30 protein-coding genes and 2 tRNA genes are annotated in these 26249 nt (G+C 38.4%); 4 read left to right on the top strand and 28 right to left on the bottom strand.

The features are described 5' to 3' along the window. Positions 1-153: 153 nt before the first annotated feature. Both MKX66_RS24890 and MKX66_RS24885 read right to left on the bottom strand, forming a co-directional pair. Positions 154-1152, bottom strand: a complete 999-nt coding sequence (locus tag MKX66_RS24890) for a hypothetical protein (RefSeq protein WP_341087345.1) — start codon at positions 1150-1152, stop codon at positions 154-156. A 198-nt stretch (positions 1153-1350) separates the two neighbouring features. Continuing rightward, positions 1351-1599, bottom strand: coding sequence for a hypothetical protein (locus MKX66_RS24885; protein ID WP_001983650.1), 249 nt, complete (start codon positions 1597-1599; stop codon positions 1351-1353). 315 nt (positions 1600-1914) lie between these two features. Between MKX66_RS24885 and MKX66_RS24880 the strand changes: the two genes are divergently transcribed. Beyond that, entirely contained in the window at positions 1915-2529 is a 615-nt protein-coding gene (locus tag MKX66_RS24880; protein WP_000473869.1) for a PH domain-containing protein, read from the top strand. A 377-nt stretch (positions 2530-2906) separates the two neighbouring features. Here MKX66_RS24880 and MKX66_RS24875 read toward each other — a convergent pair whose 3' ends face one another. From MKX66_RS24875 to MKX66_RS24835, 10 genes are all read right to left on the bottom strand, one after another. Continuing rightward, on the bottom strand, positions 2907-3449 hold the full coding sequence (locus tag MKX66_RS24875) for a CopG family transcriptional regulator (RefSeq protein ID WP_341087343.1): 543 nt from the start codon (positions 3447-3449) through the stop codon (positions 2907-2909). Between the two features lie 293 nt (positions 3450-3742). Beyond that, positions 3743-3943: a cytoplasmic protein gene (locus MKX66_RS24870; RefSeq protein ID WP_201031839.1), complete on the bottom strand. Its 201-nt coding sequence runs from the start codon at positions 3941-3943 to the stop codon at positions 3743-3745. Between the two features lie 33 nt (positions 3944-3976). After that, positions 3977-4159, bottom strand: a complete 183-nt coding sequence (locus MKX66_RS24865) for a hypothetical protein (RefSeq protein ID WP_341087342.1) — start codon at positions 4157-4159, stop codon at positions 3977-3979. 454 nt (positions 4160-4613) lie between these two features. Beyond that, positions 4614-4769, bottom strand: coding sequence for a hypothetical protein (locus tag MKX66_RS24860; RefSeq protein ID WP_341087341.1), 156 nt, complete (start codon positions 4767-4769; stop codon positions 4614-4616). Next, positions 4760-5041 carry a hypothetical protein gene (locus MKX66_RS24855; protein ID WP_341087338.1) on the bottom strand — a complete coding sequence of 94 codons (282 nt, stop codon included), beginning with the start codon at positions 5039-5041 and terminating at the stop codon, positions 4760-4762. The genes MKX66_RS24860 and MKX66_RS24855 overlap by 10 nt, the downstream gene beginning before the upstream one ends. A gap of 89 nt (positions 5042-5130) precedes the next feature. After that, a complete protein-coding gene (locus MKX66_RS24850; protein ID WP_341087337.1) occupies positions 5131-5919 on the bottom strand; it encodes a hypothetical protein in 789 nt (262 codons plus the stop codon). Positions 5920-5945: 26 nt separating this feature from the next. After that, positions 5946-6191 (bottom strand): hypothetical protein, encoded by a 246-nt coding sequence (locus MKX66_RS24845; protein ID WP_341087335.1) that lies wholly within the window; start codon positions 6189-6191, stop codon positions 5946-5948. Then, complete coding sequence (locus MKX66_RS30940; protein ID WP_445662209.1) at positions 6188-6454, bottom strand: helix-turn-helix domain-containing protein; 267 nt, start codon at positions 6452-6454, stop codon at positions 6188-6190. Before MKX66_RS30940 ends, MKX66_RS24845 begins: the two co-directional genes overlap by 4 nt. 594 nt (positions 6455-7048) lie before the next feature. Next, a complete protein-coding gene (locus MKX66_RS24840; protein WP_341087332.1) occupies positions 7049-8113 on the bottom strand; it encodes a phage antirepressor KilAC domain-containing protein in 1065 nt (354 codons plus the stop codon). Between the two features lie 56 nt (positions 8114-8169). Next, positions 8170-8721, bottom strand: coding sequence for a helix-turn-helix domain-containing protein (locus MKX66_RS24835; RefSeq protein WP_341087330.1), 552 nt, complete (start codon positions 8719-8721; stop codon positions 8170-8172). 1425 nt (positions 8722-10146) lie between these two features. On the opposite strand from MKX66_RS24835, the gene MKX66_RS24830 reads away from it, so the two are divergent. The 3 genes from MKX66_RS24830 to MKX66_RS24820 all read left to right on the top strand — a co-directional run bounded on the left by MKX66_RS24830 (position 10147) and on the right by MKX66_RS24820 (position 13633). Further along, a complete protein-coding gene (locus tag MKX66_RS24830) occupies positions 10147-10752 on the top strand; it encodes a recombinase family protein (protein WP_341087328.1) in 606 nt (201 codons plus the stop codon). 529 nt (positions 10753-11281) lie between these two features. Further along, complete coding sequence (locus MKX66_RS24825; protein ID WP_341087326.1) at positions 11282-12250, top strand: DUF4062 domain-containing protein; 969 nt, start codon at positions 11282-11284, stop codon at positions 12248-12250. Between the two features lie 618 nt (positions 12251-12868). Further along, entirely contained in the window at positions 12869-13633 is a 765-nt protein-coding gene (locus MKX66_RS24820; protein WP_341087324.1) for a hypothetical protein, read from the top strand. 321 nt (positions 13634-13954) lie between these two features. On the opposite strand, the gene MKX66_RS24815 is transcribed toward MKX66_RS24820, so the two are convergent. From MKX66_RS24815 to MKX66_RS24740, 16 genes are all read right to left on the bottom strand, one after another. Next, positions 13955-14173, bottom strand: a complete 219-nt coding sequence (locus MKX66_RS24815) for a hypothetical protein (protein ID WP_001191568.1) — start codon at positions 14171-14173, stop codon at positions 13955-13957. Then, positions 14173-14781: a hypothetical protein gene (locus MKX66_RS24810; RefSeq protein ID WP_341087322.1), complete on the bottom strand. Its 609-nt coding sequence runs from the start codon at positions 14779-14781 to the stop codon at positions 14173-14175. The genes MKX66_RS24815 and MKX66_RS24810 overlap by 1 nt, the downstream gene beginning before the upstream one ends. 30 nt (positions 14782-14811) lie before the next feature. Then, complete coding sequence (locus MKX66_RS24805) at positions 14812-15678, bottom strand: hypothetical protein (RefSeq protein ID WP_016091618.1); 867 nt, start codon at positions 15676-15678, stop codon at positions 14812-14814. 147 nt (positions 15679-15825) lie between these two features. Further along, positions 15826-16014: a hypothetical protein gene (locus tag MKX66_RS24800; protein WP_341087318.1), complete on the bottom strand. Its 189-nt coding sequence runs from the start codon at positions 16012-16014 to the stop codon at positions 15826-15828. Further along, complete coding sequence (locus tag MKX66_RS24795) at positions 16011-16697, bottom strand: hypothetical protein (protein WP_341087316.1); 687 nt, start codon at positions 16695-16697, stop codon at positions 16011-16013. The genes MKX66_RS24800 and MKX66_RS24795 overlap by 4 nt, the downstream gene beginning before the upstream one ends. A gap of 704 nt (positions 16698-17401) precedes the next feature. After that, positions 17402-18400, bottom strand: coding sequence for a tyrosine-type recombinase/integrase (locus tag MKX66_RS24790; protein ID WP_341087314.1), 999 nt, complete (start codon positions 18398-18400; stop codon positions 17402-17404). A gap of 110 nt (positions 18401-18510) precedes the next feature. After that, a tRNA-Arg gene (locus MKX66_RS24785) sits at positions 18511-18584 on the bottom strand. Between the two features lies 1 nt (position 18585). Continuing rightward, positions 18586-18659 (bottom strand) — tRNA-Gly (locus MKX66_RS24780). 108 nt (positions 18660-18767) lie between these two features. Further along, positions 18768-19271 (bottom strand): metallophosphoesterase, encoded by a 504-nt coding sequence (locus MKX66_RS24775; RefSeq protein ID WP_341087312.1) that lies wholly within the window; start codon positions 19269-19271, stop codon positions 18768-18770. Positions 19272-19284: 13 nt separating this feature from the next. After that, positions 19285-19893: an XTP/dITP diphosphatase gene (locus MKX66_RS24770; RefSeq protein ID WP_002165027.1), complete on the bottom strand. Its 609-nt coding sequence runs from the start codon at positions 19891-19893 to the stop codon at positions 19285-19287. Positions 19894-19904: 11 nt separating this feature from the next. Continuing rightward, positions 19905-20642 (bottom strand): ribonuclease PH, encoded by a 738-nt coding sequence (gene rph / locus MKX66_RS24765; protein WP_002015340.1) that lies wholly within the window; start codon positions 20640-20642, stop codon positions 19905-19907. A 131-nt stretch (positions 20643-20773) separates the two neighbouring features. Beyond that, a complete protein-coding gene (locus tag MKX66_RS24760) occupies positions 20774-21823 on the bottom strand; it encodes a GerMN domain-containing protein (RefSeq protein WP_002015339.1) in 1050 nt (349 codons plus the stop codon). A 130-nt stretch (positions 21824-21953) separates the two neighbouring features. Then, on the bottom strand, positions 21954-22766 hold the full coding sequence (gene racE, locus MKX66_RS24755) for a glutamate racemase (RefSeq protein WP_002015338.1): 813 nt from the start codon (positions 22764-22766) through the stop codon (positions 21954-21956). A gap of 383 nt (positions 22767-23149) precedes the next feature. After that, positions 23150-23374: a spore germination transcription factor GerE gene (gerE, locus tag MKX66_RS24750; protein ID WP_000659484.1), complete on the bottom strand. Its 225-nt coding sequence runs from the start codon at positions 23372-23374 to the stop codon at positions 23150-23152. 165 nt (positions 23375-23539) lie between these two features. Further along, positions 23540-24835, bottom strand: coding sequence for a purine/pyrimidine permease (locus MKX66_RS24745; protein ID WP_002034210.1), 1296 nt, complete (start codon positions 24833-24835; stop codon positions 23540-23542). Positions 24836-24947: 112 nt separating this feature from the next. Then, a complete protein-coding gene (locus tag MKX66_RS24740) occupies positions 24948-26189 on the bottom strand; it encodes an amidohydrolase family protein (protein WP_002165026.1) in 1242 nt (413 codons plus the stop codon). Positions 26190-26249: the final 60 nt, after the last annotated feature.

Below are 26249 nucleotides of genomic sequence, written 5' to 3'. Positions count from 1 at the left end.
CGGTATATTTTGTTCGAGACTAATATGAAACATATTAAGTAAGAGAATTATACTCCTCTTCTCTTACAAACAGGCAGATTTCTGCCTTTTGCAACCCTTACATTATAACATAGAATGTGCTCGTTTCAATAACTGAACGATTCTTTTTCATAATTATACGGGCAAATACCCTTCTCTTTCAATGCGCAGTAACCATTGATAGGCAATATGAAATTCCTCAAACTCAATATTGTATGCTGTCATAAGTTCTTCTTCATCAATAGCCAATCCGAAACGCTTTCTTCCAATTCTCTCTAAGACAGCAGCCCAAATTTCTACTTTATCCATTAATAGAGGGAACGGAAAAATACTAATTTGTAATTCTTTCCAGTATGTAACCATCGTACTAAATATATCTGGATAACTTTGCTCTAATCGGTTTGAGAATTTATGTATAATTTTATCGGATTGCTCCTCATTATGACCTGTAAATGCTGGAATCACCTTTATCGTATTTCCAAACTTCTCTACTTCTATTTCTTCTTCTATTTGATTTTCTACCATTTTATACAAAATAGAAGTTTTTAAATAAGGGTGCTGATCTTCGTCTATTAAAAATTTCTTTAAAGTAGGAAGTGCGAGATCCAGGTCTTTTAACGAAAGTTTCTGGATCACTCTTAGCTTTTGACCAAAGTTTTCTCCAAAAAGCCCATCGGTAAATTCTTCTAATTCAAAATTCGAATCCACTAGCGGTGTATCTTCTTCATTCAGCATCCCTTGCGCAAACAAAGCAAGCCGCGCCAATTTTTCCTTTTGCTCAGGAATTATATCTTTCGTTTGCAAAACTTCCTCAACAGTTTCAATGACACCTTCATAATCATTTGTTTGAACTAAAATAGTTACATACGTTTCAAGAATATCACCAAATAATACAGCTCCTGTTTCAAGCAACTGCTCACATTTTTCTTTCGCTTCTTCCATACGTTTTAATTCTAGCAAACAAATAACGGAAGCTAATTCTGTTTGTTCCGTTTCTGCATTATACTGACGTAATATTTCAAAGCAGCGCAATGCATCTTCGAATTCCCGCTCTTTCAACGCTAAAAAACCTTTATCAATATAGCGTTCTGATAGTTGCGGAAACAATACGACCGTATTTTCTTTTTTATCCATACGTCCGCCTCTTTTTCTAGATTTTAATGATCTTCAAAGTAAATATATCAAATGCGTAATGAGAACACAACATTCCAAAATTATTTATTTGAAATATAGGAATATTCTATTTTCATAACAAAAAAGCAACAAACTTCTAAATGAAATTCATTTTTCACAAACAAAAACCCTCAGCAACAGACGGCAGAGGGTTCATCATTAATGGAAAGCTTTTATAATTGTGGGGTATATAACAAGGGTAATAATTTGGAGAACAATAATTGCCATAACAATCATGCTAAAATAGAAGATTGGTTTACTTCGCTTCATTAAAAACATAATAATAAGCATCGTACAAGCAAACAAACTTAAAAAGAACAAACTCGTTGTCGAGCTAAGTATACCACTCGGGACAAAGAACAATAAAACTACACTACAAGTACCTATAATTCCAAATAACCATTCCATTCATTCACTCATTCCCTTTCCCTCTCATAGCAGTTTTTTCTACGCTACTAAATGTTTTACAACATCAATTACATATGTTAACTTTTCATACGCCACAAACCCAAAAGCTACTGTTAAACCCGTTACGATTAATCCTTTCATCATCTCTTCCTCCTCATTTATCGTTGTTATCTTCATTATATAAGATTAGTAATTTGTTACCATCGAACTTCCTTACACTTACCTTACAGAGTTGTAAGATTTCAAAAATAAGTTTAAAATCATGTTAATATATTTTTGTACAATTAAGAATTTAATTTACAAGGGGGATTATATATGTTCAAAAAAATGGCTGCTGATGTTTTAGGATTAAGCGATGTAGGTTCTGTCATTACACCAAAAGATTATGATAAGGTTGATGCTGATGATTACGTGATGCATGAAGATGGGGAGAAAATTTACTTTCTTATTAAATCAAAATCAGATGAATATTGCTTTACAAACAAAGGATTAATTCACCTAGATGGTACAAGTGCCACAAGCAAAAAACGTACATTACGCCGCTTTAGCTATAGTAAATATCAAATTAAAAACGTAGCACTTGAAACTGCAGGAACGATTGATTTAGATGTAGAAATTAAATTTCAAATGGGAGATGAGCATTACTCAATTGATGTTCATAAAAAACATATTGAAGAATTAAAAGATTTATATAAGGCTCTTCTTAAAATCGAAGAAATTTCATACGACAACGACATTACATTGCAGTATGCACATAAAAGTTTAGATATGGCATCTAACGCTTTCAGCCGTATTTCAAATGCACAAGTAAATTTAGCAGAACAGTTTAAAGAGATGAACGAGATCGCCTTTAACTGGCTCGTTGATACGAAAAAGCAATATAACGTGAAAGATTACGGTTTTGTCTTTGAAAAATTTATTAATAACTAATTTAAAACAAACAAAAAACCTTGTTATCAAAAGATAACAAGGTTTTTTTAGCGTCCCAGGAGAGATTCGAACTCCCGTTCCGTCATTTACCTACGATATATAAACGACTCTTTCATCGTTTGCTGAACGTTCATTTGGGCGGTCAACTGACCGTTTTTGTTAATTAATATTATACGCTATAGTACGGCTCTACGTCAACGTTGAAAACTCTTTTATTCTACCGATTTTCCTATCGACGATTCTGACGCATTTAGATGATAACTATATCCACGGAAGACAAGATAATCGTCTCAAATTGTGTTTCTCAGCGCAACCTTATGCACTTATATTCGAAAAAAGGGCGTAGATAACGAAATCCTACGTCCCTCTCACCGCTATTACACCTTATACTTCTTGAAGAACTCAAAAAGCGCAATCTCTACAATTTCATCACGATTTAAACGATGCTTATCTTCGACTGTACCTAATTTCGTACATACCTCCTTGCCGAGATTCACCGTTCTGCTAACCTTTTCTTTCGATCCACTTTCTCTAATGCGTTCATGTAACGAATGAATCGTATTAGTATTCTTCTGCGCCAAAATCTTTTCCTTTTCTTGCATGATCTCATTAAATACGTTTTTAATCTGAACCCATTCGCTCATGAGTTTTCGAAACATATTTATTTCTTTTTTCGTAAGTGCATCATTTGTAGTTTCTAGCTTCTTAGCATCGGCAACCTCTACAAATTCTCGGATATCCGCTTTTAAAGACGCTTCCCCTTGTCCTGTAAAATACCAACCTATACCATCTTTTTTACTATATTTATACCCTGCATTTTTTAACCCCTTTAACAACCTTTTATCACACATACCAATTTCTTTTCCAACTTCCTTAGCGTTACTTTCTTTCAACAACGCTATTACTTCCTCAATTTTCACATGATCCTCTCCTTCTTATTACGCAACTTGCGTAATATTGTATTATCTAATTTTTACAATATTATCTTCTAAATATATCACATAAATAATAAAAAAGGTGTAGCAAATCTGCCGCTCACCTCACTTCCGCCCGTCTCTTAATCTAATTAAATCGAAATAGAACGCATATAGGCGCATAAACCTGTTCATCACATTAAATCTAATCGTCTAGAATTGCTTCTCTCGGCATCGCAATTTCCGCATATAGTCTATAAAAAGAAAGACAGACGAAGTGATGCCCGCCCATCTCCGCACTATTTTATATATTTTGATCGCAGGCTAAATATATCTTCGCCCTCGTGAATACCCGCCGCTCCCTTCCTCACGTTTTTTAAGACAGTCCAATTTGGGTTAGTTTCATCACCGATGTTCTGTATTGTAAAGTTGCCGTCACCATATTTTCGGTGACCTTCTGCCAATTTCTCCGTTATATCATTCTCGTTTGCTCTCGCCATCTTTGCGCCATCTCCCTTTTTTATACAACCTTCTTAAACTGTCCAACCAATCACACGTCCAGTCAATTGGAGATCCTCGCTTTCCGCTTCGTTTAATTGTAACACACTGTCGGGGATAAGTTCCGATAACGGCTGCCAAATCACACTAGAAACGTTATTTTCTTTGAATGTAAATGATGCGATTCCATTCGTTACCAATCTATATCGTTTACGCATAAAAAAGCGACTAGAGCCGAAGCCCTAGCCGATCATTTTCGATTATTTCGTTTTAGCTAACGCCTTAACGACTTCTTCTTCCTTGACCGTTTCGTTGCCTAAGATATATAGAGTGCCGTCACTCTCGGTATCGTGTTTTTTGAATATAGTCTACAAAAAGAAAGAAAGGCGGGATATTCCCCGCCAATCTTCGTTGCTGATCACATACGTATCGATATGATCGTTAGCTGCTGCGATCATTTCCATTTGATAACCTTCCGCATATTATCGGCTATTTAAATGCCTTGCCATCGCCATTCCTCGAACAAACTGTGTTCGTTGCTCTTTAAGGCACTTCTTCCAACGCGGGAACGAGATTACGTGCATATACGCAGCCAGATCGGATTCCTCCGCGTTCTACCTCTCTACGGTTTATCTCGGCTTGCTCTTTTAGTCTCTTCTCTCTTGCTGCGGCTTACTTCACTTTCTCTGCCTCTTTCTTCGCAGCCTGTTCTTTCTTCCATGCTTCGTACTCCGCTCGCCTTTGATCTACGTATTCCATCGTATTACCTCCGATATGTTTTTTATTTATGACTTCATTATTCAACACGCTATGTGAAATTATAGACATCCCGACAATACTGACGGTCTATGCTGCTGCGCTACTTCCTGTCGCAGTCTGATCGACTCTTGATATCGAAACATTCCTGCGTTTCCTTTTGGCTCCTGTGTGATGATCGTCCAATTTGAAACGTCTTCGCTACCCTGATTTACTAGAATAAACGCACTGCCGTGCAGCTCTCGTCCTTCTGCTAACATCGCAACGATGTTGGAACTTTTCATTTTCTTCGCCTTTGTTACTTCTTGCGTTGTTGGCTCTGCTGCCTGCGTTATATTCTCCATTGTTGTTACCTCCGATGTTTTATTGATCGATTAGTTATAGATCGTTGTCGTTTTATAGGGAAGCTCTAGCGCATCCGCTACTATTATTACTAGTTAATTAGATATCCGTGATTACGATCGAAAAGATATTGATTGTTGCGTTCTTCGTGTACGACTAGATAACGATCTCTATCATTCGCGAAGTCTAGCGCATCTTTTGATACTTCCGTTAACGCGTTCCCTAGTACCGCAGTATTAACGAAGTGGATCTTTTCTAATGCCGTAGCTGATTTTATGATTTCCGCTACTTCGTGTTGTTCCTCGCTGAATGCCCTCGCCTCTAGCTGCGTATTAATTCGCCCTAGTGACTTCGTTAATGCCATAACGTCGGCAGGATTTGACGCGCCTGTGATCGCAGTTTGTGCCATTTCCATGAACTCGCCTTGAATTTGTTGCGCGAATGCTTGTCCTTGATCGCCTAGTGCTGCGAATTTTCCTAGTGCTGCGATTTTTGATTGTGATGTTGGCGCGAATAATGCCGCATTTTTAAGTTTATTCTTTTCGATGTCGAACAACTTTTGATCGCGTTCGCTCGGTGCCTCTACGCCTTGAATTAAGAGATCTTCCGCTTCTCTGCGAACTTCCTTTACGATGTCCGTATATACTTTATGCTGCCCGTCAATATGAGCCAGTAGCGCTACTTCCTGTTGTCGTCTATGTTGTTCGACTTTCTTCGCGATCCCGCTCGCAGTCAAGTCGCGATCACCGTTTATTTTCGTTCTTGTCCAACGTAGTTGCGGCAAAAATTCCTGTGCCATATATGAAGTTAGTCCTTTTTGAATTCCTCGTGCTTCCATTAGTTTTCCTTGTAGTTCGCTAGATTTAGTTGTTGTTGTCATTTTAAGTACCCCCGATTAGTTTTTTATTATTTGTTTGATCTTCTCTTATCGTTCTGATAGATATAATTAACACGGCTGATCGCATATAATGCAGCGGTATCGCGCGTCTTCATGTATCTCGCCTGCTCGTATAGCCATCGCAGTTCATTGGCTTCGATCGGCTTTTCTTGATCTTTTAGCGGCGTCGGCTCGAATGTGATCTCCTCGACTATTTTTAAAACATCTTCGTCGTGTTCGACTGATACGTGTTCGCCGTGGTGGTTAACGATCATGATCTAGTCACTACCTTTCTTTGTAACCGCTGCGTTAATTCCTGTGTTTCCATCGCATAGAATAGGGAATCTAGTTGTTTGTAATTATCTTCGCCCACGAATTGAACGATCTTTTTAACGCTATCTTGATTCGCGATTGATCGCCCAACTTCCCACGCTGATACGCTCCTCTTGTCTACTCCGATTAGATTGGCGAATTGTCGCTGACTGACGCCCGTTAGCGCTCGGATTAATCGAAGTTTGTCGCTTGTGATTTGATACATTAACATTCCTCTTTTCGTCCTGTACCATTATCCTATTGATCGATAGACAACGTTACATCGTATATTTAAATAAAAACTAGGCGTGCGGATCGGGCAAATAATCCGCGTTACATGCAATTTGACCTTTTTCGTATGTTGCCGAATTTGGTCTTTTATTTTGCCCTCAATCGTAATTTTTCGTAATATAATCAAGCACCACCACAGGCGGGAAATTACCGCAGTATTTAGGAGACTGGCGATTTTATGTGATTTCCTGCGATGGCGAAAAGGGGTTAAAAACGAATCGTCCGTGATCGTATTAACGCGATCCAATCGTTAACCGATCCAATGGATAGCGACGAGGAAAGGAGAGAACCCCCGCCACTTTAAAAATAATCGGATAGTATCAAAATGACAGAAACAAGTGATAACCAGTCGCTTATTCCCTACATACTTATGTATAACTATCACGAAACTTTTTGTATACGTTGTTACATTTTCTTTAGTTTTTATTACATCGCATCTTTTCCCGCAGCTAGGGCGATTCGCATCGCGTAGCTTTTTTTTCTGCTTTTCTCGGTAACACGGTTTGCATTGCGCCATTCTGCCGACGCGTTAGTTTCCAAATTTCGTCCAACTCTCTTCTAATCGTTGATCATTTTCGTACTTGATCGCCAGTTTGACAACGCCAGTAGGTGTAATCATTAACGTAGATTTCATTCGACCGTTATACTGCTTCACGGGTACATTCTCAAACCAGTATCTGAATCCCTTGCACGTTCGGTGTACGCCGTTAGCATTTTTATTTTTGTATAAAATCCCATCTGCTCTTAACCAGTCGATAAAATCAGTGGATCTTAAATCTTCTAAATACCTTTTACAGAACTCTTGCAGCGTCATATTTAAGTCGCTATCTATATATGAATTAAACCACTCAGCCTTTCTCGCATTTTTTGCTGCCTCTTCTTTTATTTTTGCGATTTCTTCTTCACTCGCATCGATTAATCTTTGCATGATCGATACATTCTCGACTAGATTTTCGTTACGTTTTTCGACTGCTGCCAGTTTTGCGTTTGCCTCTTCGATCTGATTCGCTCTGTAAGCGATGATACTTTCGAATGAATCCATTACATCTTTAGGCATGTTTTCCGTTAATTTATCTAACTTCTCAGCTTTTTCTCGTGTCGCTTCGTCGATAATTTGCGATTTCAACTCGATCGGCGCGGCTTTTTCTAAATTAATAAGTAGATCTCGCACTTTGACTGCGACTTCGCTTTCCTTTAATAACATCCCTAGTCGTAGGATTGCAGATTTCGAGAAAACACCTACATCACCGTATGGAATCTTTATTGAATCATCGATTAACATAAATCCCTTTTTTCTTTCGATTTTAGTGCCTTTCTTAAAGAAAGGGACTAATTTTTTTGTACTTTCTACTCTATACCCGTCACTTTCGATTTCTTCGCGATGGTCGTGTACTAGATTGTAAATCGTTTGATTAGTTACTTTGTAGAACTCAGCAGCCTGACTCGTAATTACTTCATGAGAATCGGGTAAAAGCAGTAAAGCCCCGACCTGATCTAGCACATGAACCTCTTTCTTTAATTTATCTCTTTCCTCTTGCACACTCATCAACATTTCATGTTTTTCGAATTCAGTTAGTTCTGTTGTGTTTTCCATTTGTAATACCTCCGATTATTTTTTGACCGTTGCACAAACTTTGTTTCGATAGAAGTCTAAGGCGTTTTAGAGCGCCTTTCCTGTAATCGGCGGACGTCCTTCGCCTTGTACTCGTCCACTTGTTCTGAAAATTGCCGCTTGTATTCCGCAGCCAGTGGGAAGCGTTCGAATAGTTCTGTTTCTGTTAGTGGTATTAGCGGCTGATAACGATTATTTGTGCCGCGACCATCGTTTATAATTAGGATCAATCCAACATCGCGCAACAATGCAATATGTCGTTTGATCGTCGACAGGTTTTTCTTTAGCAGCTTCGCCAGTGAGTATTGAGACGGGTATGCGTAACCTTCTTCCTTTCGGAAATACTGAACGATAATTTGATATAAAAATAGCGTTTCCGTCGTAATTCCGTACGGTTGCATATTCATATAGTGGAAAAGATCGGAAGGCGTTCGAATAAAATTCACCTGATCCCGCGTTTCCTGATCGTATTTATCGTATACAGGTTGTTCGCCTGCTACTGCCGTTTTCGCTGCCATTTGTGCGACGATGTTTCGTTTATCTGCTCTCGCCTGCTGCTGTGCCTTTTTCTGCGCCTCGGTTAATGCCATTCTCTGCCACTCTCCTTTTTGATGTCTGATTGATCGGCGGTCTTATCTCTGATTAATCAGCGGTCTAGATAGGTGATGCATCATACGGTATAAAGAATTAATTAATATAAAGATTTATTTCTATAAAGATTTAAAAACATTGTGATTCGAATTCAAAAGCGAATTCTCTCACGAACTTTACGCATAAGATATAGATGTTAATGAGAGCGTACAAGACGTTTAAATAATATCCGCCGCTCGTTTCGTTATTCTCTTCTTTGCCTTACGTAGACATAGACGCGACAATTTTAACGGTTTGGGTTAACGTCTCGAATAATTATCGATGTCCTGAGTTTAAAAATCATATGCGAAATTTTTTCGGATTTATATATAGAAGAAACTCGGTGGGGGATGTGTTAATACACTAGTAAATACATCGATAAATATTGTCACTGCTGCGGGAATTTACCCCCTGAGTCAAAAATGATGTGCGCTATTTGTAGACGACTGCTGCTGCGGCTCGGTGGGTGGCTTTGGGGGGTGGCGAGATTTTTCTTCATGGGTTGGCTCGTGCCGTGGTGGTCGTCCTCTTCGCTCGTCAGCGAGCGAGAGCCTTTAAAAGAGTTTCGAAGTTCCTAATCGAAGAAAGATTCACGAAAAGAAATACGAAGAAGAAATAATAAACGAAACTTAATCGATAACTTAATTCGATTCGATGCGAAGAAGAAAGAAGAAACAAATTGCAATCGATAACTTCAATCGAAAAGAATTGCACGAACTTAATCGATAAGACTTTAATCATTCGAAACTTAATTCGAATAAGAAAGATGATCACAATCTTTTTATCAATCGAATTCAATCGATAACAATTAAAGAAGAAGACAATCGAAGAAGATCGCTTCTGCTTTCAATCCCTTTACGATTATCTCTGCGCTGATGCAGTACATCGTAGTGTAGTCGTATGATAGCCTGCGGTTATGTACCAACGTACAATACCCTATCAGATACCTTAGATTAGACCGTACAAGCTTCTAGGTTATTCGAGTATAATCGTATTAGGTGAGACGTTATAATGCAGCATATAAAGCCGTGTGAGCCTACCTATATCGGGGTATACGTATCGGGTTATCCAGAATAGGTAGGCGCCTGTTGGTCGATCAGATACGTAGCTAGGTATGGTGGCGTGTTCTTCGTAGGTTGGTCGGGTTGGTCGAATGATATGGCAGTGTATCATAACATAAAACATATAGCGGGCTATTGTTATATAAATATGCGTCGTGGGTAGTAGTCTAAAAAGGTACACGTTTGTAGACACTGAGAATACGATCAGATATCAGTCTATTAATTATCAAAAATAAACCTTTGTAGACGTCTTTTGAATAATTGACCTTTATAGACGCACAGTGTATATTTAGGTTAATGATAAAAAGAAACGGGGTTTTCATTATGACAATTAATTTCGCATATCTGAGAGTATCATCGAATAGTCAGAACTTAGACCGACAATATAAAGCGTTGCAGCCGTATGTAACAGATGAGAAATATATCTATACCGATAAGGCAAGCGGAAAGGATATGGATCGTGAGGGCTTTCAGAATATGCTTAAAGCGATGCGCGCAGGAGATACATTGTACATCAAATCCATCGACCGACTGGGACGTAATAAAGCGCAGATCAAAGAGTATCTCGAATATTTCAAACGAGAAAAGATTCGCGTTAAGATCATCGACCTTCCTACGACAATGACGGACGTTCCCGCAGGTCAAGACTGGGTTATTGATATGATTAATAACATTATCATCGAAGTTTATACGTCAATCGCCGAGCAGGAGCGTAGAACGATAAAGGATCGTCAACGTGAAGGCATCGACGCAGCAAAGGAAAAAGGAAAACACCTCGGACGCCCTGTTATGGAGCTTCCTGCGGACTGGGATCGATTGTATAGCGATTGGAAAGCGAAGAAGATCATGGCAGTCGAATTTATGGCGGCAGTTAATATGAAGAAGGCGACATTCTATAAGAAAGTAAAAGAGTACGAGGCAGCGCTTTGAGTGGCGTTGTCTTTTTTGTATGCGCAGATATCTCACGAAGCCCTAGCGAAGATCATTCGAATCCTTAGACCTCTACGACTCCATGAGTTGTATACGATCACGAACATAAATTAAATAAAATTACGAGGCTTGTCGATCAGGTGCGAGTAGATTATAACCCCCTGAAATTTCGATCGCTCTTCCTATACGGCGGCGTGCTGATGTATAGCGATCACTACACATATGTATCGATGTACAACGATTACTATACGCAATCTATTATAAATTACTAGTTATCACTACCGAAATGTAGCGAAGTGTACTGATCCCTACGAGTTTCGTGTATACGTAAATGAATGTAACTATTTTCGTTACATGTAAACCATCGTAAACCTTACTCTCACAGGGTTTCCGCCGTTTCATCGATAAAATCACACGAGTTTACATTGAGGTTAGCGCCAACGAAACGTCGTTCTCTTTTTTGTTACCTTTAAAAATGGTAAAATTGGGAATAGGCTAATAAATTATTTTAAAGAGGAGATAGAGGTAAATGCAGAAAAAATTACAGGTTTTTATATCATCAACGTTTACTGACTTAGAAGAAGAGAGACAAACCGCAGTACAAGCCGTACTGAATGCTGGACATATACCAGCAGGTATGGAGTTATTTAAGGCGGCAGATACGTCTCAAAAAGAAACAATTAAAAAGTGGATAGAAGAATCGGATATTTACATGCTTATTCTAGGCGGTAGGTATGGAAGTATAGATGAAGAAACTGGAAAGAGCTATACTCACTGGGAGTATGACTATGCTAAACAATTAGGGAAACCACGTTTTGCAATTGTTATACATGAAAAAGCCTTAGAACAGAAGGTAATGAAATTAGGCTTTGATGTCACTGAAAGAGAAAATCCTGTAAAATACCAAGAGTTCCGAGTTGTTGTACTTGATAAAATCTCAAAGTTTTATTCTGATTTGAAGGATATTAAGATTGCGGTTCTAGAGTCTTTAAAAGAGTACGAGAAAGATACAAAACTAACTGGTTGGGTTTCTGGGGTAGAAATTAAAGATGTTAGTAGTATCATGAAAGACAACTATAATCTATTGAAAGAGAATGCAAAGTTACAAAAACAATTGCAACAGTTGCAAATTAAGATAGATAAAGAGAATGAGATAGATGGTACATCATTTGAGGAAGTTAAGTCTTGCTTGGAACAGAAGATGCTTCGTCCTGATGAATATGGGATAACTGATGAAAAATTGAAGGGCGAAAGATTCAGCGTTTATGAATTATTTACTCTAACAAGTAATTCATTTGCATCAGGTATAAATAATCAAGTCGGAAATGATAAAATTGAACTATTTCTATATCATAGAGTTGCCCCTATACTTATGCAGTTTAGTCTAGTGGAAAAGGTAAAGTTAGCAGGAGTTAAATACCAGCGGATTCAAACTAGCAAGGTTGGCTTGAAGTTTCTAAGATTAGTAACTTTGGAAAAGAGTAAGCAAACTGTCTAATATAATTTGAAGTAGTAAAGAAGTTTATTTTGTTAAAGCACCCAAAACGGGTGTTTTTTCGTCTAAATTATTAATTCCGCTTCCCCTAACTCCCAATCGTAATTCCTCCTCCGATTTATCAGTATATTGTCTCCTTATTTTAGCTTAAACTTAACGGCTGTTTTACTCCGTCCTCTTCCGCAAAAACCTCCAATTCTCGCAGTAATAATCGATGCTACCACCGCCATTACAAACGTATTTCTTTATCTCATTTATCATTCACTCCCCTTGCGTCGCCTACGTTCTGTAACAATCGATGCAGCTACCGCGGTAGATATCAGTAAGAATAGTACGGCGATAGTGTCAACGACTGGGCTATTAAATTTATGCTAGATTAGCTAAGTCTAGGAATGAAGGAAGACGAAAGGTTACGCGGGTACAGAAGGTTAAAGTATGTTCTGTTAAAAGATGATAAAAACAATCTTCTTTATCCACTATATAAATGATAAAATTGAAATAAATTACAAAAAGGTTGTGAGGAGTTTGGGAAAGCGTAGTAACAACCCTAAAGATTCTGTTACTGAAAAAAGAAACTTAAACTTTAAATTCTATCTTAATAGTTTTGCAAAAGATCAATACGTGCGGATTTATGACGTATTGAAAGACACACATGACCATACATTTAAGGCAGTATATGAACGATTAAATACTCGTACAGATGAAGTAGAAGCTGAATTGGTGAAAGAAGCTGAAAATGTACTAATCGATTTTAATTACATTGACCCAGATTACTTTGATTACGGTGATTATGCAGACTCAATTCGTGAATATGTATATGAACGGCTTGATGAACAATTTCTAATGCATTATCAATTCGAATTAATGTCTCTAAGCAATCTATATCAAGTTTTCGAACAACAACTAAGGAAATGGTTGTATGAAGCGATGACTCATCATTTTAATGAATATATTAATCAAGTTAAATTTACCCATATTGACAATAAAAATAAGAATGCATATGATAACTTTTTCAATAATTTCGGTAAATTAACTGACTTATTCACCGCATTAAAATTAACATTTACTAATCCTTTTGGCGATGAAGAGCTTATAGTAGAAACTGACATTTGGAAAATGATTCGAGAATGCAATCTACTCTCCAATACTTATAAGCATGGAAGTGGCCACTCCTCTACCAACCTATATGAGGCATATCCTCAATACTTTAAAAAAGTAAATAGCACTCGTTTAATGGATTTATATCGTACAACAAATTTGGAACGAGTGTTAGATGTTGATAAAATATCTTTTGAAAAATACAGTAATGCCATGAAAGAATTTTGGGAGAGCATGAAAGAACATCAAAACGGTACGCTTCTTATGAATGTACGTACCTCATCATAAATAGAACCAAATTAAAAAGACGCTAGATTTCGGGTGGTTAATCCGATTTCTAACGCCTTCTATTTAATTTGGTGAGTAGTTCACTATTAAGTTATAGTTTAACCTCGTTATATAGGCGAGTGGTGTCCGCCATATGTTCGTGCATCGAATGCGGCAAGTGGTGAAGATCGGTTTCCGTTCGACATCTTCGAGGTGGTTAATTCTCGGTAGCATTTCCGAGCCGTGCCGCATTAACTTTGTACTGATCCGCACCTTTAAATCGCTTCTATAAATAGAATACCGCTCCATTGTTACTGCATCCAATTGATCGCACAATGTATATTACTTATTTTCATTGATTGAATACTCGCGTATCTCATCGATAAATCCCGCATTTCCCATCATGTGAAGGGCTTTCTGTAATTCACCTTCTGTATAACTATCGCGCGCCGTACGTCCTACGTTTACAAGTCGTAGCAACTCATGAAATTCTGTTCTTCCATTCGCCTTTAGTGCGTTATGTATCGTATTAATTAGATCATTAACGTTATTACTCTGCATTAGCTTCGCGCCTCCTTTTCGCTAGTTTCGCGAGATCCATCGCTTTTAAGCGTTGTGAATGTCATTTTCTTCGTTCTTGTATCTGACGAAATGTGATCGGCTGAATGTAATCGTAGCTTGTCGCCTTCTTCGACATAGTACGCGCCAACCGATGCGAACGAAGTGGAATAACTATACTCAATTACATCTACTTCCTTTCCATTATCAATCACTTTAGTGCGTCTAGCATATTCCGCGTTACGATCTAGCGTGTGAGCCACTTTTTCGGGATCGTCGCCAATATTTAACGCGTTAAACGATCCAATATGCAGCATACCACGATCGCCATATAGTCCGCGGTCGTTCGATAAGTCAAATTGTGCCGGGGTAATAGCGTCGACCTCCTTTTTCTGCGCCTCTTTTGACTTCTTCGCTTCCTCCTTTTTTACCTTCTCTTCGTATTTAGCCGTTAATTTCTCAACCTGTTTAGGTTGATCGTGACGGACTTCAACCTTGTTATTAGCGATCTTGTACAATATGACGCCGCCTATTAAGATAGATCCCGCGATAATTAACGGAAAAAAACTGCGTTTCCTTTCGTTGGTTTCTTTCTTCTCTAAATTGACCACAATAATTCCCCTTCTTTCTTAAATCGAACCTTAATGCGCACCTTCCTGCTCTTCCATTTCTTTTAATTCACCTTGCCACTTATCGCCGATACCACCGCTAGGTGTATTCCATCGCTTTTCTTGACGCAGGATTCTCGCCTTATCTTCTTCGGACAATTCAGATTGATATTTCTTCGCTTCCTCGCGTTGTTGTTCTTCATATTCTCTTTCCTGTTGTTCCAAATGTCTTCTATGAGCCTCTTTATCAATAATCTTTTCGCAGTCATGCTCTGGTTCCTTCGTTTCATCGTGCCCATGTCCGCAATAATCGTTCGGAATTTTAGTACTAGATTTCGTAGCAGGTTTAGAATTACGGTCACCATTACCTGTCGCACGATCTTCGTTAGCTTTCGCATCTTTAACCGCATTATTTCTAAGACCATCTTGCTCTTTCTTCGTTACACTTCCATCAGGATTAAACGTTATAGTCATCGAACCTTCTCCACCCTGCCCTAGATATCCGTAGATAGAGAACGACTTATATTTCTCGATAAATCTAGGCGCACCTGCTATCTCTTTGACTTTGTTCGCAGACATTCCGACCTTGATACCGTCATACTGTTCTAGTGATACGGTTGGTGCATCGTTATTCGCATCTTTATAATATGGACGTCTGTCGTTAATCTCCGCGTTTTCCTTCGTTGATTCCTCCACTTGTTGCGGCTTCTCATCCTTCGCAGGTTCTTCGTCAACCCTTTCGACCTTAGTCGGGCTGGACGTTTCCTCTTCTCCTTTCTCAGTTTCAACAGAGTCGTGTTTCTTATACGGCTCGTAGTTTGCTTGTTCTTTCGTAGAGCAAGCGCTAAAGATTGACGTTGTAGCCACCCCTAATAAAACTACTTTCTTCAATGACTTCATAGTAATTCCCCCAGTGTTGTTTAATGCATATTAATCAGTATATATTAATAGTAGATTTCATAAAGGGGACTCAACTTCACATACGTAACGAACTTCGATATTGCCCTTTATGTATTATTCCGCTACGATTTTTCTTAAATCGAATCTTTATGCGTCCCCCTCTTTTTTCCTCTTGCGTATAAAATCGCCAATCATCGCAGTAACAAATGCCAAACCTACCGATAATCCGAATGCAACACCGATAGCTGCTACGTATAGATTACCGAATGCCTTTGCTGCGGTCATAAATAAAAATGCGAATATGATTAGATACCTCTCTTTTCGCTTGCTTCTCACGCTATATCTCCCTTTCTGACGTTCCTTTTACGCAGTCTCGTCTTAAAACTTCTTACCGTACTTCTAGCGGAATCAAATGATCGCCCCGTCTTTTTCGACAATACTCTAGAGATTTCAGCCTCCGTAACCTTATCGGACTTCTCCGCCGTATGTATCATTGCGTCCAGTACAACAAAGTCTATTTCCTTTTTGCATATATTTTTGTATAACCTTGCGTAAGTTTCTTCATATGTACTTATATTATAGATCGCTTTTTCTTCCGTAGTATCTGTACAATTCTCTAACGTTTCCAATACGTTAATATCCCCGATCAACGTTAACGCCTCTCGCTCCTTCCCTCTACTTCCGCAATAATGTCGTACACTTTGATATACTAGCCATCTAACTCGATTGTCGAAGTCTCCTCGATCTATATCAAACGATCTAATCGCATACCTTATTTTACGGAAACAATCCTCGATAAAATGCGTTTCATTGTTTATACGATACCAATTGTCTTTGGCTAGCCGTTCGATCAGCAGTATGTAGTGCGCCTCGATCTTCGTTCTATATTTATTATTATCATATATTCCAGTGTAACAATCTCCCACTTCTTTCTTAGCTAAAGTCGCTAATCTGTTTAATGTTGCGTTTATGTCTTCGCCTTTATTGGCGTATTGTCTTATATTAAGTCGTCTTTCCATGCGTAAGTCCTCCGCCTCTTGTAGCGCCCTGTGTCGACCTTCGATATTCAACTCACTTCCGCTAGTGGCGTTTAATATCGAAGTTATGCTATTGACAATCGGTGACGCATCGACTAGCAGAGGTGAGGAAGTCGTAGGAAGCGGGGCGCAGTTTGAATCCCTATTTCGCAAAGATAAAAAAATAACGAAGCATTTAAACTTCGTCAGATTTCGTATATATCAATGCGAATAGAGGTAAAGGCGTTAACAACTAGCGTCGGCTCGTTGTGTGAGGTTTTCAGTAACGCATTCCCCGTCCTTTACGATTTCTCGTAATATCGACTTTCTATACTACAAAACGTCCCATAGTACGTAAATCTTTCGATACACCCTGTTACCGTAGTAACAACGTATTTCCACCCTTGCCGTACAATGCCCGCAATCGGCTAGACCTATACGACGCACGGGGAATGATATGCGTTGATTGTATAGCGCTGAGTTATTTGCGTCGGCTCTAGCTAACCTTTTACGTTTTTATAGCGGCACGGCTTCCGCTTTTTGACTTACCGCATCAATACCTAAAAAAGACATCACTAAAGACACCTTGCAATCCTCGATTTTTTTCGATAGAATGAAGGTAGAAATTCGGACTGATGCGGATTGTCCTGTATTCAGTTTGATTTGTGTATGTTTTGAGTCTCCGATTGCCGTCGGGGACTTTTTATTTACAAGAAATTCCGTAGACTTTCCGCTACTTCATTTTTATCTAAGTGCAGATAACGCGTTGTAACAGATATATCACTATGCCCTAGCGCTTTCGATATCAGCGCGACATTTGCACCTTTCTTTAGAAGATTCTTCGCAAAACCTCTACGTATTGCGTGCGGATTAATATTTTTAAGTCCGTATTCTTTCGCATGTTTAGTCATTCGTTTTGTTATGATGTTATTAGTCGGACTAGTTACAACACTTCCGCCACTCTTCGTAATAAAGAGATAATCATTTTTCGCTTTATACTCTCTGCGAATGATTTCGTTTTGTTTCATAAGAACGTCTAGCAATCGTGCGAGAGCATCGTCAAACGGCAGATATATCGATTCATGATTCTTAATAATACCGCCGTCAATACTTAATACTTTCGCATCTAAATCGACGTGTTTATGTTCTAATTGCGCCAATGTGCCGACATGTATTCCAGTCTGATACATAAGCAGGATAGCGGTGGCATCCCGTAAATCTAAGAATCGTGTTAAATCGAGCACTGATAACAGGATATTAATTTCACGGTCTGTCGCACCTTCTTTAACAGGCGTATCGACTTTTATTTTCACATTCCGCCAAAAGTTAATATCAATCCACCCGTTATCGTGGCAGCGTCCTAGAAACGCCTTTAGACACTTCAAACGGGTTAATTTCGTTTGATTACTAACGTTCATAGACGATAACCACTCGTAAATATGATTAACGTTTAATTCTTCTAAGTATTGCGTATCTGTTATCTTCGTAAAGTGACTAACGTGTAAATAGTAGTCATTTATCGTACGCTCACGTAAGCCAGTCGCCTTCATTTGACGTACAACTATCTCGAGCGCTTTGTCGATTGTTAAATTAAACGTATAACGACCCTCTGCGGTCTCTTTCTTCCGTGGATCACTTTTCAATCTATCGTTAAAAATATTCGATAAGTCTTCACCAATCGTTAAAGAATCACGTCTTTTGGACATAAAAAAATAAGCCCCCTAACTCGTTAGCGACCGCACATTGTACGATTCAACTGACGAATTAGAGAGCTTATATATCGCGGATCTTGACGTCACCGCAAAGGTTTTTTTAGCGTCCCAGGAGAGATTCGAACTCCCGACCGTACGCTTAGAAGGCGTATGCTCTATCCGGCTGAGCTACTGGGACATGGAGCGGGTGAAGAGAATCGAACTCTCGACCAGAGCTTGGAAGGCTCTTGTTTTACCACTAAACTACACCCGCATATGTTATTTTATTTTTCTTCGTTAGCGCCGTTGCCCTATCGACAATATTTATTATATTCATAACTACTTATAAAGTCAACACTTTTTTAAAAGAGGATAATTTTTCTTATCCTCTTTTAAAAATTGCTTGTTCCACCAGCTGTCCATCTAATGTTTCAAAACGAACTTCTATATGATTTTCATCCATTTCTAATAAAGCGAATGTTTTTTCCACACGAGAGCGTGGGAGCAAAATACTTCCTGGATTAATAAATAAAATCCCATCAATTAATTCTGCCCCTAATATATGAGAATGTCCAAAGCATGCTACTTGCGCTCCTACTTCTCCTGCATGATACGCTAACGTTTGTAACGTCATTTTCACATTATGACGATGACCGTGTACAACTAAGAAACGAATTCCATCTACATCAGTTACAATTTCATCTTGAAAGTTAGCATAATCACAATTCCCTTTTACAACTTTGAAACCTTGTAGCTCTTCGTGAGCAGGCGTTAGCTCTGAATCACCACAATGAATCATGACATCTACTTTCCCTTCGTAATTCTCTTTTAACTGCTGTAATTCCTTCACAGAGCTATGACTATCGCTTACGATTAAAGCTTTCATCAATCTCTCTCCCTTATTCTTCTAAAAACCATTCTGGGATTTTTTTTTCTAATTTACGAAGAGCGCGTCCGCGGTGACTAATCGCATTTTTCTCATCCGAATTTAGCTCAGCCATCGCTTTTTTATATTCTTCTACATAAAAAATCGGATCGTATCCGAAACCATTTTCCCCGCGGCGCTGTTCTAGAATTTTCCCTTCGCACGTTCCGTTTACAATAACCGGCTCTTTATCCACTTCAGGGAAAGCAACTGCTAGCGCACAGTAAAAACGAGCTGTACGTTTTTCTAAATCGACGTCAGTTAACCCTTGTAACACCTTATCTATATTCGCCTGATCATCTTTCGGCTCTCCAGCAAAACGAGCTGAATACACACCTGGTTTCCCGTTTAAGGCATCTACAATAAGACCAGAGTCATCCGCAATTACGATGGAATTCAACTGTCTACTAAGACTGTCCGCCTTTAAAATTGCATTTTCTTCAAATGTTTCACCAGTTTCTTCGACTTCTTCAATATGAGGAAAATCGTGTAAAGATTTCACTTCTAAGTCAAATCTCTCAAATAACTCAGCAAACTCACGTACTTTCCCAAGATTTTTCGTCGCTACAACAACTTGCTTCATATTTTCCACCTCTACTCTATATGAGATACGATGTCACCTAACGCTTCTTTTTGCTTTTCAACAAGTTGGAAAATCCCTTGTTCAGCAGCATCAAGTAATTCATTTAATTCAGCTCTGCTAAACGTCGCTTCTTCTCCAGTTCCTTGCACTTCAACAAACTGACCTTTTCCAGTCATAATAACGTTCATATCAACGTCTGCTTTAGAATCTTCAGCATAATTTAAATCTAAAACAACACCTTGTTCTTCAACAACACCTACTGACGTTGCCGCTAAATAATCTTTCACCGGAATTTTAGATACTTTTTCTGCTTGCAATAATTTTTCAAAAGCTAATACCATCGCTACATAAGCACCTGTAATAGAAGCTGTTCTCGTTCCGCCATCCGCTTGAATTACATCACAGTCAATCCAAACTGTTCTTTCGCCAAGCGCTTCTAAATCAACAACCGCACGTAATGCTCGTCCAATTAAACGCTGGATTTCCATTGTGCGCCCTGTTACTTTCCCTTTACTTGACTCTCTGATTGTACGTTGCTCTGTCGCACGTGGAATCATTGAGTATTCTGCTGTTACCCAGCCTTTTCCTTCTCCGCGCATAAACGGCGGTACACGCTCTTCAATTGTCGCTGAACAAATTACCTTTGTATCCCCAACTTCAATTAGTACTGATCCCTCTGGATGTTTTAAATAATTTGTATGAATATGTATATGGCGTAGCTCTGCTTTTCCTCTACCATCTACTCGCATAAAAATAACCCCCTCATAAATACTCTCATTAGTATAGCCAAATTTAAATGTACGATATGTATAACAATAAAAGAAGGGGAACTCAAAAAGCAATTCCCCTTTCTTACATAAGTATATCAAATTATTCACGATTAAAAACTACCTGTATTCACGTTTTGTGGACGATCAACAGGTTTTATTAACTTTTCACCTTTCTCATCCATAAGATTTGCTTTCCCATTCACTTCAATAGAAACATTTTTCACACCTTGTTTTTCCGTTAAAGATAAGACTAACGATTTCAACACATAATTTGAAATCATGTTTTTGTCTGGGTTCACAAATATATTTTCATTAAAGTTTAATGTAATATTTCCGTTCTCCACTTTTGGATTCGTAATAAGCTTAGCTCCTGGATTAAAATCATTTAGTAGCGATCCTTGAATCGGACCTTTTACAAGCTCATCCACAATTGCCGAGTAATCATTTTCTTTTCCTTCTGCAACGCGCCTTGTTACCGGTACGTAATATTGCTGCTTATTATTATTTTGCGCCATAAAGTAAAGTGTAACCGGTTTTGTATGCGTCACATCTGCTACTTGTTCATCATCAAAGTTAATTCCATTCGCACGACTTACACCTTCACCAAGCGGTGTACCCGCAACAGGCATCTTCGCTAACTTTTCACCATTTATTTGGAACTGCACTTGTTTTATTTCTGTAAATTGAGTCAAAGTCCACGCTACTGATTCAACAATTTGACGTTCTTCTTCTTTTGAATAATTTTTCATTTCTTTAGAGAAATCAATTACTGCTGTCCCGCCTTTTTTCAAATTCAAGGTCATCGTCGTATTCGCTGGAAGGACTGCTCGAAATCCATTTGGCAATAAATTTGTGACTGGTCCATCTTTCACAAGATACTCTAACGTTTGCTGTACAACTTCATTCGCTTTCGGAGTAGGCATTGCAATAGTTTGCGGTACGACATATCCATTTTTATCAACGAGGTATAACTCTCTATTTACTGTTTGCCCTTGTTTATCTTTTTTAGCAGTTTCTTTCTTTTCACCTTCTGTATACGTAACTTTTTTTGGCGGATCAATTTGTTCTGTCGCTTTCTCTTGATTTAACAAGCCACACCCTGATAATAAAATCGCACTCACAGTAGCACCAACAACCCATTTAAAAGTGGATTTAGGCATGCCATTCCCCCCTAAAATCTAAGTTTGTACTATTATGTATACGAGCTGTTTCATATTTTAGAACAAGCTATGGCTACTTATACAGAAAAAACCCCTGATTTCTCAGGAGTTCTCTTATATGAATCTACTATTATTCTGTTTCTAAATTGATATGCTTCACATTTTCAATCGGCTGACCGAACCACTTTGATGCAATTTCTTTGAACAGACCTATTTTACCAGTCGTTAAGAAGAGGTGGTCACTTTGTTCTTCTCCCTCATTTAACATCTTACTATGGTATAAAATCGTGCTTACCTCACGCGCCGTTTCATCACCCGAACTAATTAATTGTACTTGATCCCCCATTACCTTTTTAATAACAGGACCTAAAATCGGATAATGCGTACATCCTAGAATAAGCGTATCAATGTCAGTACTTTTCAACGGTTGCAATGTTTCTCTTACAACTTCATACGCCATTTCACTTTCGAAATTCCCACTCTCTACAAGCTCAACGAAAGGTGGGCAAGCTAAACTTTCTACCATAACACGGTTATTAATAGACTTTAACGCCTCTTCATAGGCGCCACTTTTTACTGTTCCAATCGTTCCAATAATCCCAACATGATACGTATTTGTCACTTTTAAAGCTGTACGTGATCCTGGATGAATAACTCCAACTACTGGAATTGGTAATTGTTTCTGCATTTCTTCTAATACAACCGCAGTTGCTGTATTACACGCAATAACTAACATTTTGATATTTAAATCTAATAAATGCTCCGTCATTTCCCACGTAAATTGACGCACTTCTTCACGAGAACGCGGACCGTAAGGGCAACGTGCTGTATCCCCTAAATATATAATACGCTCTTTCGGCAACTGACGAATTAATTCCTTCGCTACTGTTAAACCGCCCACTCCTGAATCAATAACACCGATCGCTCTATTCAACTTAATCACCCGTTTTCTCATTCATCATCTTTTATGTTTATCAGTATATTTTACACACTTTAAGTTCGCTAACTTAAAGTGCCCCTGTATAAAAATTTTCATTTGTACCTATATAGATCAGGACCTTTTTTATTTTGCTCCTTTTTTTCATAATTTGCAAGACAGAAAAATAACCGACCTTCTATATGAAAGTCGGTTTCTTCTATATAAAATGCTCATTCAAAATAAAACTCCCGCTACTTTTATTAATAGCGGGAGTTTTATTTCTATATTTTATTTATCGCGTTCTTTATAGCCTTACCTATTTATGTATGAAGCATCCTTATCATTCATATGTAGCATGAAACAAACAGAAAAATAGCCGACCTTTTGTATAAAAGTCGGCTGCTTTCTTATAGTTCTAGCTCTCCCATACGAAGAAGCTCAACAACTGCTTGTGAACGTCCTTTAACCCCTAGCTTTTGCATTGCGTTTGAGATGTGATTACGTACTGTTTTTTCACTTATAAACAGTTCACCTGCAATTTCCTTCGTCGTTTTATCTTGAACCAGTAATTCAAATACTTCTCTTTCTCTCTTTGTGAGTAACGGTTTAGATTGATACGCTTTTTCCTTCAACTGGTATAACCCTCCTTGCTTAAGCCAGAGCTGTATATGTGTAAGTTGGGTGTTTATTTAGTCAAGATATTGTATGAACGAAATGTGCAGGTGGTGAATGAAAATGGGCTTTATTTCTTATGTTATTTTAGACTTTTATACAGTGCGTACACTCTTTTTATCCACTTACTTTTCAGTACGCCATATTTGTTCTAGTAATATGCTGACAACTGTACCTACGAACAAACCATTTCCGAATATATATTGCATCACAGACGGCAAGGATTGGAGTGCTCCAGACGGTAAAAACATAGCACCACTTCCAAATAATATAGCAACTCCTAAAATCGTTACATTCCTTTCGCTGAGCTCCACTTGTTTTATATTATGAAATCCAATTCCAATAAGCTGCACGAACGAAGCCATTAAAACCGCAGATGCGACCGCGGATGGCAGAGAGGCTAAGTAGCGGATAATACTTGGAAACAGCGACATACCGACTAATAGTACACATGCAAATAAGAATGAACGCATGTACTTTTGATTTGTTAAACGTATGAAACCTGCCGTTGCTGGTAATGGAACGACACCTACAGTTGAAAACAAAGAGGAAATCATATGCGAAATCCCTCCGACCCACGTACCATTTCTCAACTGTTTTTGTTCAATAGTCGCTTTATGAATCGTAGCTTGATTGATTGCTATAATAGCTGCCACTGTATTCGAAACTAAAATACATACCATAACGAAACTTGATACAGCCATACCTGTATTCCATTTTGGAATTCCCCACGCGAATATATGTGGAAGTTGCACAAAATGAGTTACTTGAGATGGGATCGTCACTTTTCCTGCAATGAGAAAAATAATCCAGCCACTAATTAACCCTATTAAAACCGCATAACTTTTAACAAACCCTTTTCCGAAGTTGGAGAGTATGACTACGAATAAAAATATGCCAAAAGCAATTAATGCTGTAAATCCATCAATTTGAGAAACAGCAGCTGTAATTCCTAGCATTCCTTTTAAAAATACACCACTTAATTGTAAACATAATAAAAGTAAGAACGTCCCTGTCACGAGCGGCGTAAATAAAAATAAAATACGCCCGATAACTCCCGTTACTCCTAGCCCTATTAAAACAACTCCCGCAACCATCATTCCTAATTCCAAAATTTGCAATGTACTATGTAATTGATCCTGCCCTACAGTTGCATAAGCAAGCACGGTAAATACACCAACCCAAGATCCAGCTGGTCCATCCGCAATCGGAAGCTTATGTCCAAGCCATCCTTGTAAAAAAGAAGATATACCAACTACGAAAAACGTACGCTGCATTAAATAAAATACTTCTTCCGTCGTAAGATGAAATAATCCGCCAACGACAATTGGTAGCGCGATTGAGTTTGCTAATAAAAAAATAAACCATTGCAAAGTTCCCATAATATGATTTTGATTATGTTGATTGTCCAAACTTTTCATCCCTTCTTGCTTCCTTATAAGGAAGTATAGTACTTCCTTGTTTCTACTAAATAAAAAAGAAGGGTTCTATTTTCACAATTAGAACCCTTCTCAAAACATCTAAACGATTCCTCTATACAAGATTATCAGATTTCACTTGATTTAAATCCCCTATAACAACATTCCCTTTATACATAACTACACGCTTCTCTGTTTGACGAGCCACCGCTTCCGCGGCGCATGTTGCATTCGTTAAAACAAAACTTGCCTCATCCCCTACATTCGGCCACACTCGTTTCCCTTCATTATTTAACGTTTCTTTCCCTCCAGTAATAAAACGAAGAGCTTTCCCTAAAGACCTTTCATCACTCCAACCAAATCGTTCTGCCAATCGATTTGCCTTTTGAAGCATATCACCTGTGCCAAACGGAGACCAATGATCTGTAATACTATCATTTCCTAATGAAACTTTAACTCCTTTTCGATCTAATAATGGAATTGGGATTACTTGTTTACCGATTGGAACGGTTGAAGTGATATCAATCTTTAATGCTGCTAGTCTTTCTGCCACTTCTTCAGCTTCTTTATCAGTAACACCACCAAGTCCAAGCGCATGACTAATTGTTACACGACCTTGCCATCCTGCTTCTTCCGTTAGACTTGCTAATCTCTTCATTGTAAACGTTCCAAGATTATTCGCATCGTGCAAATGAATATCAACATCCGCATTAAATTCTACCGCAATGTCCATAATCGTATGTAATGATTTTTCAATATCATTATCTACTGTAGCTGGGTCCACTCCGCCAACTAATTGTGCGCCCATACGCATCGCATCTTTCACAAGTTGCATAGAATTACTTCGCAATAATCCATGTTGCGGAAATGCAACTATTCTACCAGACAACCGATCTTTATATGTTCCTAAAGCCGCTAACGTTGCCTCTAAATTACGAAGTCCAATAACCGGATCCACATTACAATGCGTTCTAATATTTGTTGCGCCATTTCGAAGCAATAACTCTAGCATATTTTCCGCCCTGTCTTGAGCAGTTGCTAATTGCTTTGGTAAAATCGTTTTTTCTTCATTAAAACGTGTAAAAATATTTTCTGCTGGCATACAAGCTTTCCAAGGCCCACTATAATATGTTTTATCAATATGAATATGCATCTCTTCAAAAGCTGGTAAAACTAATAAACGATTAGCATCAAAAGTTAACGTTCCTTCCTCTTGGGCGATTCCCGATATAATTCTTTTAATTCGCCCATCTTCAATAAGAAGACTGCATATCTCAGTTTCCGTTTGTGAAATTTTCGCTTCTTCATATGTATAACCTGTTTCAAGCTTTACATTAGTCAACCAATATAATGTCATTACCATTTCCCCACCTTATATTAGAAAATACGTCACACCCTCATTTTCATTTTAATACCA

This window comes from Bacillus sp. FSL R9-9530 (genome assembly GCF_038008145.1).
Taxonomy (GTDB): domain Bacteria; phylum Bacillota; class Bacilli; order Bacillales; family Bacillaceae_G; genus Bacillus_A; species Bacillus_A mycoides.
The sequence above is the reverse complement of the archived record's forward strand: the minus strand, read 5'-3'. Positions and strand labels throughout refer to the sequence as shown.

Bases quoted from the DNA above. Each gene is read 5' to 3' on its own strand.
- MKX66_RS24775 (WP_341087312.1), bottom strand. From the start codon at position 19,271: ATGAAAGCTTTAATCGTAAGCGATAGTCATAGCTCTGTGAAGGAATTA.
- MKX66_RS24855 (WP_341087338.1), bottom strand. From the start codon at position 5,041: ATGGAGAATATAACGCAGGCAGCAGAGCCAACAACGCAAGAAGTAACA.
- MKX66_RS24745 (WP_002034210.1), bottom strand. From the start codon at position 24,835: ATGAAAAGTTTGGACAATCAACATAATCAAAATCATATTATGGGAACT.
- MKX66_RS24835 (WP_341087330.1), bottom strand. From the start codon at position 8,721: ATGGCATTAACCGAGGCGCAGAAAAAGGCACAGCAGCAGGCGAGAGCA.
- MKX66_RS24795 (WP_341087316.1), bottom strand. From the start codon at position 16,697: ATGGAAAGACGACTTAATATAAGACAATACGCCAATAAAGGCGAAGAC.
- MKX66_RS24870 (WP_201031839.1), bottom strand. From the start codon at position 3,943: ATGGCGAGAGCAAACGAGAATGATATAACGGAGAAATTGGCAGAAGGT.
- MKX66_RS24880 (WP_000473869.1), top strand. From the start codon at position 1,915: ATGTTCAAAAAAATGGCTGCTGATGTTTTAGGATTAAGCGATGTAGGT.
- MKX66_RS24865 (WP_341087342.1), bottom strand. From the start codon at position 4,159: ATGCGTAAACGATATAGATTGGTAACGAATGGAATCGCATCATTTACA.
- MKX66_RS30940 (WP_445662209.1), bottom strand. From the start codon at position 6,454: ATGTATCAAATCACAAGCGACAAACTTCGATTAATCCGAGCGCTAACG.
- MKX66_RS24790 (WP_341087314.1), bottom strand. From the start codon at position 18,400: ATGTCCAAAAGACGTGATTCTTTAACGATTGGTGAAGACTTATCGAAT.
- MKX66_RS24860 (WP_341087341.1), bottom strand. From the start codon at position 4,769: ATGTCTATAATTTCACATAGCGTGTTGAATAATGAAGTCATAAATAAA.
- MKX66_RS24845 (WP_341087335.1), bottom strand. From the start codon at position 6,191: ATGATCGTTAACCACCACGGCGAACACGTATCAGTCGAACACGACGAA.
- MKX66_RS24885 (WP_001983650.1), bottom strand. From the start codon at position 1,599: ATGGAATGGTTATTTGGAATTATAGGTACTTGTAGTGTAGTTTTATTG.
- MKX66_RS24825 (WP_341087326.1), top strand. From the start codon at position 11,282: ATGCAGAAAAAATTACAGGTTTTTATATCATCAACGTTTACTGACTTA.
- MKX66_RS24770 (WP_002165027.1), bottom strand. From the start codon at position 19,893: ATGAAGCAAGTTGTTGTAGCGACGAAAAATCTTGGGAAAGTACGTGAG.
- MKX66_RS24890 (WP_341087345.1), bottom strand. From the start codon at position 1,152: ATGGATAAAAAAGAAAATACGGTCGTATTGTTTCCGCAACTATCAGAA.
- MKX66_RS24850 (WP_341087337.1), bottom strand. From the start codon at position 5,919: ATGACAACAACAACTAAATCTAGCGAACTACAAGGAAAACTAATGGAA.
- MKX66_RS24805 (WP_016091618.1), bottom strand. From the start codon at position 15,678: ATGAAGTCATTGAAGAAAGTAGTTTTATTAGGGGTGGCTACAACGTCA.
- MKX66_RS24760 (WP_002015339.1), bottom strand. From the start codon at position 21,823: ATGCCTAAATCCACTTTTAAATGGGTTGTTGGTGCTACTGTGAGTGCG.
- MKX66_RS24740 (WP_002165026.1), bottom strand. From the start codon at position 26,189: ATGACATTATATTGGTTGACTAATGTAAAGCTTGAAACAGGTTATACA.
- MKX66_RS24830 (WP_341087328.1), top strand. From the start codon at position 10,147: ATGACAATTAATTTCGCATATCTGAGAGTATCATCGAATAGTCAGAAC.
- rph (WP_002015340.1), bottom strand. From the start codon at position 20,642: ATGCGAGTAGATGGTAGAGGAAAAGCAGAGCTACGCCATATACATATT.
- MKX66_RS24840 (WP_341087332.1), bottom strand. From the start codon at position 8,113: ATGGAAAACACAACAGAACTAACTGAATTCGAAAAACATGAAATGTTG.
- MKX66_RS24815 (WP_001191568.1), bottom strand. From the start codon at position 14,173: ATGCAGAGTAATAACGTTAATGATCTAATTAATACGATACATAACGCA.